Annotated in this window: 11 protein-coding genes; 6 read left to right on the plus strand and 5 right to left on the minus strand. The window is 66.6% G+C overall.

Features of this window, described 5'->3' with window-relative positions:
* Positions 1–173 precede the first annotated feature (173 nt).
* Positions 174–1967, plus strand: a complete 1794-nt coding sequence (locus ACXJL8_RS22640; protein ID WP_456685622.1) for a tetratricopeptide repeat protein — start codon at positions 174–176, stop codon at positions 1965–1967.
* 87 nt (positions 1968–2054) lie between these two features.
* The gene (locus tag ACXJL8_RS22645) at positions 2055–2939 is read left to right on the plus strand and encodes a 4-(cytidine 5'-diphospho)-2-C-methyl-D-erythritol kinase (RefSeq protein WP_456622997.1); all 885 of its coding nucleotides are present in this window, start codon (positions 2055–2057) and stop codon (positions 2937–2939) included.
* Between the two features lie 114 nt (positions 2940–3053).
* On the opposite strand, the gene ACXJL8_RS22650 is transcribed toward ACXJL8_RS22645, so the two are convergent.
* The 5 genes from ACXJL8_RS22650 to ACXJL8_RS22670 all read right to left on the minus strand — a co-directional run bounded on the left by ACXJL8_RS22650 (position 3054) and on the right by ACXJL8_RS22670 (position 7699).
* Positions 3054–3932 carry an alpha/beta fold hydrolase gene (locus ACXJL8_RS22650; protein ID WP_456622996.1) on the minus strand — a complete coding sequence of 293 codons (879 nt, stop codon included), beginning with the start codon at positions 3930–3932 and terminating at the stop codon, positions 3054–3056.
* Positions 3925–4557: a LysE family translocator gene (locus ACXJL8_RS22655; protein ID WP_456685623.1), complete on the minus strand. Its 633-nt coding sequence runs from the start codon at positions 4555–4557 to the stop codon at positions 3925–3927. Before ACXJL8_RS22655 ends, ACXJL8_RS22650 begins: the two co-directional genes overlap by 8 nt.
* Positions 4558–4599: 42 nt before the next feature.
* The gene (gene fabF, locus ACXJL8_RS22660) at positions 4600–5862 is read right to left on the minus strand and encodes a beta-ketoacyl-ACP synthase II (protein WP_456622994.1); all 1263 of its coding nucleotides are present in this window, start codon (positions 5860–5862) and stop codon (positions 4600–4602) included.
* Between the two features lies 1 nt (position 5863).
* The gene (locus tag ACXJL8_RS22665) at positions 5864–6379 is read right to left on the minus strand and encodes a winged helix-turn-helix transcriptional regulator (protein ID WP_456622993.1); all 516 of its coding nucleotides are present in this window, start codon (positions 6377–6379) and stop codon (positions 5864–5866) included.
* A 312-nt stretch (positions 6380–6691) separates the two neighbouring features.
* Positions 6692–7699 carry a polyprenyl synthetase family protein gene (locus ACXJL8_RS22670; RefSeq protein WP_456685624.1) on the minus strand — a complete coding sequence of 336 codons (1008 nt, stop codon included), beginning with the start codon at positions 7697–7699 and terminating at the stop codon, positions 6692–6694.
* A 131-nt stretch (positions 7700–7830) separates the two neighbouring features.
* Between ACXJL8_RS22670 and ACXJL8_RS22675 the strand changes: the two genes are divergently transcribed.
* The 4 genes from ACXJL8_RS22675 (at position 7831) to ACXJL8_RS22690 (ending at position 10239) form a co-directional block, all read left to right on the plus strand.
* On the plus strand, positions 7831–8058 hold the full coding sequence (locus ACXJL8_RS22675; RefSeq protein WP_456622991.1) for a putative signal transducing protein: 228 nt from the start codon (positions 7831–7833) through the stop codon (positions 8056–8058).
* Positions 8051–8818, plus strand: a complete 768-nt coding sequence (locus ACXJL8_RS22680; RefSeq protein ID WP_456622990.1) for a tRNA1(Val) (adenine(37)-N6)-methyltransferase — start codon at positions 8051–8053, stop codon at positions 8816–8818. Before ACXJL8_RS22675 ends, ACXJL8_RS22680 begins: the two co-directional genes overlap by 8 nt.
* A gap of 216 nt (positions 8819–9034) precedes the next feature.
* A complete protein-coding gene (locus ACXJL8_RS22685; RefSeq protein ID WP_456622989.1) occupies positions 9035–9943 on the plus strand; it encodes a S49 family peptidase in 909 nt (302 codons plus the stop codon).
* Positions 9944–10047: 104 nt separating this feature from the next.
* On the plus strand, positions 10048–10239 hold the full coding sequence (locus ACXJL8_RS22690) for a hypothetical protein (protein ID WP_456622988.1): 192 nt from the start codon (positions 10048–10050) through the stop codon (positions 10237–10239).
* Positions 10240–10343 lie beyond the last annotated feature (104 nt).

The following is a 10343-nucleotide window of genomic DNA, read 5'->3' on the forward strand; positions in this document are numbered from 1 at the left end:
GGCCGATTTGGGGCGTGCGGAGGGGGATCGTCCGGTCCGAATCCTTGCGGTGAAGCGCCAAAAGCGGCATTGTCCGGCCCTGACGGTTCCGGGTCCCGATGTCGCCGGCCGCGTTCGCATGCGAGACGGCCTTTGCTCCAAACCCAGGCACTACCAACTCAAGGCGAGCCCTGATGTTTTCAAATCGTTTCAACCGCTGGACTGTTGCCGCCATCGCCCTCATGGGCACAGCGATCGCGACGGTCCCCGGCAGGGTCATGGCGCAGACGCCGGATCATCCGGAGAACACGGCGGCGCAGTTTCCGACCCGCAACGATCTGAAGTCGCTCACCACCGCCGGCAGCTATCTTGCCGCCCGCCACGCCAGCGTCGAGCGCGACGCGGCGTCCGCCGCCGCCTTCTACCGCTCGGCGCTGCGCACCGATCCCAAGAACAACGAGCTGCTCGACCGCGCCTTCATCTCCTCGGTCGCCGATGGCGACATCGATGAAGCGGTCAAGCTCGCCGAGCGCATTCTCACCATCGACAAGACCAACCGCGTCGCGCGCCTCGTCGTCGGCGTGCACGATCTCAAGTTCAAGAAGTATGCGACCGCCCAGACCAACATCAACCAGTCGATCCGCGGGCCGATCACCGATCTGGTCGCGACGCTGCTGTCGGGCTGGGCCGCCTACGGCGCAGGCGACGCCAAGGGCGGTGTCGCCACCATCGACAAGCTGGCTGGTCCCGAATGGTACCCGCTGTTCAAGGATCTCCACGCCGGCATGATCCTCGAACTCTCCGGCAAGGAGAAGGATGCGGGCACCCGCTTCGAGCGCGCCTACAAGCTCGACGATTCCATGCTGCGCGTCACCGAGGCCTATGCGCGTTGGCTGTCGCGCAACAAGGATTCCGCCGCCGCGACCACCGTCTACCAGGCCTTCGACAAGAAGCTCGCCCGTCATCCGCTGATCGTGGAAGGCCTGCGCGAGACCAAGGCCGGCAGGAAGATGCCGCCGCTAGCCGATTCCGCGCAAGCCGGTGCGGCCGAAGCGCTGTATGGCATCGGCGCCACGCTGACCCGCCGCGGCGGCGAGGATCTGGCGCTGGTCTACCTCCAGCTCGCACTCTATCTCCAGCCCAGCCATCCGCTGGCGCTGCTGTCGCTCGCCGACCTCTATGAATCGGTGAAGCGGCCGCAGATGGCGATCAAGGTCTATGAACGCGTGCCGGCGTCGTCGCCGTTGAAGCGCAACGCGCAGATCCAGCTCGCCGTCGATCTGGATTCCGCCGACCGTACCGACGAGGCGATCAAGATCCTCAAGGGCGTGGTGAGCGAGGATCCCAAGGACCTCGAAGCCATCATGGCGCTCGGCAATCTCGAGCGCGGCCGCAAGAGGTTCGGCGACTGCGGTGCGACCTATTCGCAAGGCATCGAGGTGCTGCCGGCCGGCAACGACAAGGCCAACAGCGTCTGGTATTATTATCGCGGCATCTGCGAGGAGCGCTCCAAGCAGTGGGGCAAGGCCGAAGCCGACATGAAGAAGGCGCTCGAGCTCCAGCCCGACCAGGCGCATGTCCTCAACTATCTCGGCTATTCCTGGATCGACCAGGGCGTCAACCTCGACGACGGCATGAAGATGATCAAGCGCGCCGTCGAGCAGCGTCCCGACGACGGCTACATCGTCGACTCCCTCGGCTGGGCCTACTACCGCATCGGCAATTACGAGGAGGCGGTGAAGAACCTCGAGCGCGCGATCGACCTCAAGCCCGAGGATCCCACCATCAACGATCACCTTGGCGATGCCTATTGGCGCGTCGGCCGCACGCTGGAGGCCAAGTTCCAGTGGGCGCATGCGCGCGATCTCAAGCCCGAGCCCGACGATCTGCCGAAGATCGAGGCCAAGATCGCGAACGGGCTGACCGACGATTCGAATTCCTCGGCCGCGCAGGCCGATAAGAAGAAGGACGACGGCAAGGGCGGTTGATCTGGGGCGCATGATCCGGAAAAGTGTGCAGCGGTTTTCCGATAAGATCATGCGCGAACGAGGATGAGTTTCGGGGGCGTGCCGCCAATGCCGGCGTTGATTGAAGAAGGACGGGCGAAGGTCAATCTGAGCCTTCGCGTCGTCGGCCGTCGTGCCGACGGTTATCATGATCTCGAAAGCGTGGTTGCCTTTGCGGACTGCGCCGATCGGCTCACCTTGGAGCCGGGCGGTGAGCTGAAGCTCGCCACCACCGGACCGCTGGCTGCGGCGTGCGGCGATACCGCCGACAATCTCGTGTTCAAGGCGGCGAAGCTTCTGGCCGAAGCCGTGCCGGGGCTGAAGTTTGGAGCGTTCGCGCTCGACAAGGTGCTCCCCGTTGCGGCTGGCATCGGCGGCGGTTCGGCCGATGCGGCTGCGGCGCTGCGGCTGCTGGCGCGTCTCAACAATCTGTCGCTCGATGATCCCCGGCTGCAGAAGGTCGCGCTCGCGACCGGCGCCGACGTCCCGGTGTGCCTGTTCTCGCGCGCCTGCGACATGACCGGCGTCGGCGAGCAGTTGTTGCCGCTGGCGTTGCCGAGCATGCCCTGCGTCATGGTCAATCCGCGCGTGCCCGTCGCGACCCAGGACGTGTTCCGGGCGCTGGGCCTGCGTCATGGCGAGCTCCTGGTGGGCGCCACCTCCGTCCTTGACGCCCCGGCCTGGCCGGAAGACGGCGCGTCCATCGCCGATTGGGTTGACGTTCTCGAAACCGTCGCCAATGACCTCGAAGCCCCCGCGATGCGCATCGAGCCGGTGATCGGCGAGGTGCTGGAGGCGCTGCGTGCATCGAGCGGCGTCAAGCTCGCCCGCATGTCCGGCTCGGGCGCGACCTGTTTTGCGATCTTCGGCGCGCCCGCCGAGACGCACGCCGCCGCCGAAAGGATCCGCAGCGATCACCCCGGCTGGTGGGTGCATGCGGGGACGTTGAGCTAATCGCGGCCGCCGTAGGGTGGGCAAAGGCGCGACAGCGCCGTGCCCACCATGTATCCAGGTCGCGCGATTGAAGTGGTGGGCACGCTTCGCTTTGCCCACCCTACGGCGGTGGAGCTAATCCGCGCCGTCCTCGGCGAGCCCAAGAAACTTTCGGATCGCGCCCAGCACCTCTTGCGGCTTGTCGTGCTGCAGCCAGTGTCCGGCGCCGGCGACGGTCTCGACGCGCGCCTGTTGAAAGTAACGCTCCAGGCCCGCGGCCCTGGCGCCGGCCAGAAAGCTTTCGCCGGCATTCAGGAGCAGCGTCGGACAGGCGATGCGCGACCACAGCGCGACGTGGTCGTCCGGCCAGAGCCGGTGCGGTGCGCTGGCACGCTGATAGGGATCGAACTTCCAGCTATAGGTGCCGTCCTCGTTCTGTCGTGAGCCATGCGTTGCAAGATGCAGCGCGAGTTCGCGCGCGAGGCGCTTGTTGTGAAGCACCATCTGCGCCGCCGCGTCCTCGAGGGTCGCATAGCGACGCGGCGTGCGGTCGTGCAGCCTGTCGAGCTGGCCGATCCATTTGCTGATGCGCTCATGCGCCGGCGGCTTCGGCGTATCCGGCAACATGGTCACGCCGTCGAGCACGACCAGCTTCGAGACCAGCTCGGGGAATGATCCCGAAAAGATCAGGCTCACCATGCCGCCCATCGAATGGCCGACGAGAATCACCTGAGGCGCCGCGACGGCGCGGACGAGCTGCGCGAGATCGTACACATACTCGGTCAGCGCGTAGCTGCCGCCTCTGGTCCAGTCGGAATCGCCATGTCCGCGCAGGTCGGGCGCGAGCACGTGGAAATGCGGCTGCAGAGATCGGGCGATGACGTCCCAGCTCCGGCAATGATCCCGGCCGCCGTGAACCAGGATGACGGCCGGCGCCCCCTCATTGCCCCAGTCGGCATAATGCAGCCGCAGCCCGTGTGATTCATAGAAGTGGCTGTGCGGGACGCTAGCCATTTGCCGGCCGCCGCGCCAGCGCCAGCGAAACGCCGAGGCCCGCGATGAAGACGCCGGAGCCCTGGGTGAGGCGACGCATCAGATGCGGCCGGCCGGTCAGTTGCGTGCGCGTCACCGAGGCCATCAGCACCACGATGACATCGACGAGCGTGTTCAAGGTGACCGAGATCGCGCCCAGCAGGATGAATTGCAGCGTCGGGTTTGAGGATGCCGGATCGAGGAACTGCGGAATGAACGCCAGGAAGAATGCCGCGGTCTTCGGGTTCAGCGCCTCGACCAGCACGCCATCGCGGAACGCGCGCTTGTCGCCGACGGCCTCACTGTCGAGCGACAGCGTGCGGCCGGCGTTGCGAAAGGTGCGGATGCCGAGCCAGACCAGATACAGCGCGCCGACGAGCTTCACGGCGGCAAACAGCTCGGCGCTGGCGAGGATGATGGCGGAGATGCCGAGGCTGCCTGCCAGCACATGGACCAGGCCGCCCAGCGCTGTGCCCGCGGTCGATGCAAAGCCGCTCGCGCGTCCTTCCGACAAGGTCCGCGCCGCGACGTAGAAGATGCCGGGGCCGGGAATGGCGGCGATGACGAGTGCGGCCGCCAGGAACAGCCAGAAATTGGTTTCGGTCATCCCGCTTTGGTAACAATGCCCGGCGTGATTGCAAGTCCTCGTCTAGCCGAACCGGCGGAAGATCACGCTGGCATTCACCCCTCCGAAGCCGAAACCGTTGGAGATGGCATGCCGCATCGGCATCGGCCGCGCGCTGCCTGAGACGATGTCGATGCCCTCGGCGCCGGGATCTGGATTTTCGAGGTTGAGCGTCGGCGGGGCGATCTGGTCGCGCAGGGCAAGCACGGTGAAGATCGCCTCAAGGCCGCCGGCCGCGCCGAGYAGATGACCGGTGGCCGACTTCGTCGCGCTCACCGCGATGCTGCGGTTGCGGCCGAACAGCGCGGCGATGGCGCCAAGCTCGCCTTCGTCGCCGGCCGGCGTCGACGTCGCATGGGCGTTCAGGTGCTGCAACTCGCCGGGCGCGAGCCGCGCCTGCCGCAGCGCGATCTCCATGGCGCGCCGTGCACCGTCGCCATCGGGCGGACCTGACGTCATGTGATAGGCGTCCGCCGTGGTGCCATATCCCACGATCTCCGCGATCGGCGCCGCGCCGCGCGCCAGCGCATGCTCGAGCTCCTCGATCACCACAATGCCCGCGCCTTCGCCCATGACGAAACCGTCGCGGTCGCGATCGAACGGGCGCGAGGCGCGCGCGGGCGCGTCGTTGAACCCGCTCGACAGCGCGCGCGCCGCCGCGAAGCCGCCGAGACTGACGAGATCGATGCAGGCCTCAGCGCCGCCGCAGATCGCCGCGTCGATTTCGCCCGCGCGGATCATGCGCGCCGCATCGCCGATCGCCTGGACGCCGGCGGCGCAAGCCGTAACCGGTGTCCCCAGCGGGCCCTTGTAGCCGTATTTGATCGAGACGTGACCGGCGGCGAGATTGGCGAGGAACGAGGGGATGGTGAATGGCGACAGCCGCCGTGGACCGCGCTGGTCGGTGATACGCACCGCCTCCACCATCGCCGGGAAGCCGCCGACGCCGGAGGCGATGATCGTCGCGGTCCGTTCCAGTGCCGTTGCATCCTGGGGCGCCCATTTGGCCTGCGCGATCGCCTCCGCGGCGGCGAGCAGCGCGAACAGGATGAAGCGGTCCATCTTGCGCTGATCTTTTGGCGCCGCGGCCTGCGCCGGATCGAAGCCACCGTCGGTGTCGCTGGCCTTGTCGGGCACGAGGCCGGCAATGCGCGCCGGCAGCGCCTGCGACCATTCGGGCAGGGCGCGCAGCCCGCTTTGACCGGCGAGCAGCCGGCGCCAGGACAGTTCGACACCGCAGCCGAGCGGCGATACCGCGCCCATTCCCGTCACGACGATACGACGCATGTCAGTCTCCAGCCGGCGCAACGGCCGGGTTCATGGCCTTGAGCGAGGCGAGCCGCCGCCGCATCCCGCGGCTTGCGCGCGGGCCGGGGACGACGACCGCGTTGGCGAGCGTGATCGGATGCATGCTGGCGGCGTCGACGACGACCGGATCGAGCGGACGAACGCCGTCCCGGCTCGCCAGCACGATGGCCTCGCCCTTCGGCGCGAGATGCTTGTTGCCCCAGGCGAGCAGCGTCGCGATCACGGGGAAGAAATCCCGCGCCTTCTGCGTCAGCACATATTCGTAACGCGGCGGCCGCTCGTGATAGCGGCGGCGCACGAACATGCCGGCGTCGGTGAGATGAGCGAGGCGCCGTGACAGGATGTTCGGCGCGATCCCGAGACTTTGCGAAAACTCGTCGAACCGCGTCGCGCCCTGAAACGCATCCCGAAGGATCAGGATGCTCCACCATTCGCCGACCGTTTCGACGGCGCGGCCGACCGGGCATTCCAGGATGGAGGGGGATTTGGGCTGCATGGCGGGAAGGTAAGGGAGTGGCTTGCAAAATGCAAGTTACCGGGTGAGCAGAAGCATGCACGGGTGGAGCGAGCGGCGAAGCTGTCGCTGCGAATTGAGATGCGAGTTGGCGAACGATGGCCGGGCGCCATACTCCGTCATTGCGAGCGCAGCGAAGCAATCCAGACTGTTTCCGCGGAAAGATTCTGGATTGCTTCGCTGCGCTTGCAATGACGATGCGGGAGCAGAGGAGCGCTATCTCAACGATGTCGTCCCGGCCTTCGCCGGGACGACGGCGAGTGTGAGGCGGGCAGCGTGCCGAAACGAGAAGACCTAATGCGACCGTGCCAGGCAGAACGCCACGACCTGCTCCAGCGCGCCCTTCATCGGCGAGGACGGGAACAGCGCCAGCGCGTCGACCGCCATGGCACCGTAGTGCTGGGCGCGGCTCAGCGTGTCCTCGAGCGCGCGGTGCTTGTTCATCAGGCCGAGGGCGTGGTCGAGATCGGTGTCGCCGATCTCGCCGCGCTCGAGTGCCCGGATCCAGAAGGCCCGCTCGGTGTCGTTGCCGCGGCGGAAGGCGAGCACCACCGGCAGGGTGATCTTGCCCTCGCGGAAATCGTCGCCGGTGTTCTTGCCGAGTTTTGCGCTTTTGCCGCCGTAATCGAGCACGTCGTCGACGAGCTGGAAGGCGATGCCGAGATTCATGCCGACCGAGCGGCAGGCGGTCTGCTCCGCCTTCGGGCGGTTGGCGATCACGGGGCCGACCTCGCAGGCGGCCGCGAACAGCTCGGCGGTCTTGCCGCGGATCACGGCGAGATATTCGTCCTCGGTGGTCGCGGTGTTCTTGGCGGCGGCGAGCTGCATCACCTCGCCCTCGGCGATGGTTGCGGYTGCTGCGGAGAGGATGTCGAGCGCGCGCAGCGAGCCGACCTCGACCATCATGCGAAAGGCCTGGCCGAGCAGGAAGTCACCGACCAGCACGCTCGCCTCGTTGCCCCAGAGCATGCGCGCCGACAGCCTGCCGCGGCGCATCTCGCTCTCGTCGACGACGTCGTCGTGGAGCAGGGTCGCGGTATGCATGAACTCGACGCTTGCGGCGAGCTTGATGTGGCCGTCGCCGTTGTAGCCGGCAAGGTTGGCCATGGCCAGCGTCAGCATCGGCCGCAGCCGCTTTCCCCCGGAGGAGATCAAATGGTTGGCCACTTCCGGGATCATGGTCACCTCGGAGCCGGTCCGCGACAGGATCGTCGCGTTGACGCGCTCCATGTCAGGGGCGACAAGGGCAACCAGCTCTTCGATCGACGCGCCGGGGGTTTCGAAAGGTACGATGACGGCCACGCCGGTCTCCAATATTTGCCCCGGAGGGGCTATTCTGATGCAAAGACAATAGAAACTGGACGCGGATGCGGCAAGGGCCGTGGAACCATTGACATTGCCGCTTAACCCCCGTCAGGCAGGAGGCCTGTGTTTTGCGAGAACTGGTTCGGACCAACGATATGGTGCTGGTGTCGGCGATCGGCGCGCTGCTCGACGGCGCCAATATCCATCATCTGGTGCTGGACCAGAACATGAGCGTTATCGAGGGCTCGCTCGGCATTTTGCCGCGGCGGATCCTGGTCCATGAGGACGACGCCCACGAGGCCCGGCAGCTTCTGACCGAGGCGGGCCTCAGCCACGAATTGCGCGGCGATGACTGAGGCCGCGGCTGACCTCACCGAGGACGCCTTTCTCGGCGGACAGCTGCGCCTGAAGCAGAAGCGGTCCGGCCACCGCGCCGGACACGATGCCATTCTCCTCGCGGCGGCGACAGAGGCCCGGGCAGGCGACCGCGTGGTCGATCTCGGCGCCGGCATCGGCACCGCCGGGCTGGCGCTCGCTTGGCGCGTGCCCGGCATCAGCCTCAGCCTGGTCGAGATCGATCCGGAGCTGGCGGAGCTCGCGCGCGCCAATGCGGCGGCGAATGGGATTTCGGCCGAGGCGATCGTGCTCGACGTCACGGCCGATGCGCAGGCCTTCGCGGCCCATGGGCTTGTGCCTGACAGTGTCGATCATGTGCTGATGAACCCGCCCTTCAACGATTCCACGCGGCATCGCGGCTCGCCGGATCAGGCGCGGCAGGTCGCGCATGTGGCGACGGGCGAGACGCTGGATGCCTGGGTGCATGCGGCGCGGCGCATCCTCCGATCGAGCGGTGTGCTGACCTTGATCTGGCGCGCGGATGGGATAGCTGAGGTTTTGGCAGCGCTGTCACGCGGCTTCGGCAGCCTGTCGGTCCTGCCGGTTCATGGCGAGGCGGGTCGTCCCGCGATCCGCGTGCTGGTGCGCGCAGTCAAAGGCGGCCGGGCCCCGACGCGATTGCTGCCGGGCCTGATGCTTAACGACGAGTCACGCGTGCCTAAAAAAGAGGTGAAGGATATTCTGGAAGGGAGGGCGATCTTGCCGCTGGCGGAGCCGTGACGGCCTACTGCGGAAGCGATTCCGTCTGCTGCTCCTGCGGCGAGGTGAAGCGAATCGCCGTGAAAAGCGCACCGATCAGCATCAACAGCAGATAGATCTTCATGGCGTTTCCTCCGCTGCCTTATTGCAGCTTCCCAACGGGGAATTTGCAAAACACGTTCCAGCCAACTTCAATGACAGTCGCGTGATAAGAAATGGTTAATCAGGGGTGACGGCATGGCCGAACAATTGAACGATCGCGAGGGTTCCGGCCTGGCCGACAAGCTCATGCAATATCTCCCGGCGCGCTTCCGCCCGGGCACGGCGGTGGTGCCGGTGGTGCGGCTGTCGGGCGTGATCGGCGCGGTGACGCCGCTGCGTCCGGGCATGACGCTCGCCGGCGTCGCGCGGGTGCTGGAGCGGGCGTTTTCGATTCGGAACGCCAAGGCGGTGGCGCTGGTGATCAACTCGCCCGGCGGCTCGCCGGTGCAGTCGCGCCAGATCTATCTGCGCATCAAGCAGCTCGCGGCCGAGAAGAAGCTGAAGGTTTTGGTGTTCGTCGAGGACGTCGCGGCGTCGGGCGGCTACATGATCGCCTGCGCGGGCGACGAGATCTTTTGCGATCCGTCCTCGATCCTCGGCTCGATCGGCGTGGTCGGCGGCAGCTTTGGTTTCCAGGAAGCGATCAAGCGGCTCGGCATCGAGCGGCGGCTTTACACGGCCGGCGCGCACAAGGCGATGCTCGATCCGTTCCTGCCCGAAAACCCCGACGACGTGGCGAAGCTGAAGGCGCTCCAGCGCGAGATCCACCAGATCTTCATTTCGCTGGTGAAGGAGAGCCGCGGCGCGCGGCTGAAGGGCACCGACGACACCCTGTTCACCGGCGAGTACTGGGCCGGCGACAGCTCGATCGCGCTGGGGCTCGCCGACGGGATCGGCGATCTCCGCTCAACTCTTCGTGCCCGCTATGGCGAGAAGGTTCTCACCCCCGTGATCGCACAGCCGAGTGGGCTGCTGTCCGGCCTTTTGGGGCGGAAATCGCCCGGCGCGGGCCAGCTTTCGGCCCTGGAATCAATGGTGGGGCTGCCGGATGAGCTGATCTCGGCGATCGAAACGCGCGCGATTTGGGCGAAATTCGGGTTCTAGGCGACGCCCTCCCGCGCCATTTGGTCCGGCCCGAGCCAATTGCGGCGCGGCCCGGTCTGCGCGAGAATGCGCGTGGGGGCTGAGCACTAGACAAGGATCGACAGATGCCGCCGTTCGTCGCTTTCGCGGGCGTCCTGGGCGGGCTTGCCGTGGTCCGCTGGGCCTACAAGACCGCTGTCCGGATCAACCAGGAGCTGGAGGAGATGCGCCTCTCGCGCGTCGCCGAGGCCGCCCATATGGGGCACATCCAGACCCTGAAGCAGGATCCCGTGACCGGAGCTTATCGGCCGGGTTAGCCGCGTCTTTCCATACGCCGTCATCCCGGGGCGATGCGACGCATCGAACTATGGTGCGCAATTGCGCACCTGAGAATCTCGAGATTCCGGGTTCGCCCTTCGGG

The organism is Bradyrhizobium sp. P5_C11_2, assembly GCF_054049755.1.

Coding starts and splice junctions, on each gene's coding strand:
- ACXJL8_RS22640 (WP_456685622.1), top strand. CDS start 174: ATGTTTTCAAATCGTTTCAACCGCTGGACTGTTGCCGCCATCGCCCTC.
- ACXJL8_RS22645 (WP_456622997.1), top strand. CDS start 2,055: ATGCCGGCGTTGATTGAAGAAGGACGGGCGAAGGTCAATCTGAGCCTT.
- ACXJL8_RS22650 (WP_456622996.1), bottom strand. CDS start 3,932: ATGGCTAGCGTCCCGCACAGCCACTTCTATGAATCACACGGGCTGCGG.
- ACXJL8_RS22655 (WP_456685623.1), bottom strand. CDS start 4,557: ATGACCGAAACCAATTTCTGGCTGTTCCTGGCGGCCGCACTCGTCATC.
- ACXJL8_RS22665 (WP_456622993.1), bottom strand. CDS start 6,379: ATGCAGCCCAAATCCCCCTCCATCCTGGAATGCCCGGTCGGCCGCGCC.
- ACXJL8_RS22680 (WP_456622990.1), top strand. CDS start 8,051: ATGACTGAGGCCGCGGCTGACCTCACCGAGGACGCCTTTCTCGGCGGA.
- ACXJL8_RS22685 (WP_456622989.1), top strand. CDS start 9,035: ATGGCCGAACAATTGAACGATCGCGAGGGTTCCGGCCTGGCCGACAAG.
- ACXJL8_RS22690 (WP_456622988.1), top strand. CDS start 10,048: ATGCCGCCGTTCGTCGCTTTCGCGGGCGTCCTGGGCGGGCTTGCCGTG.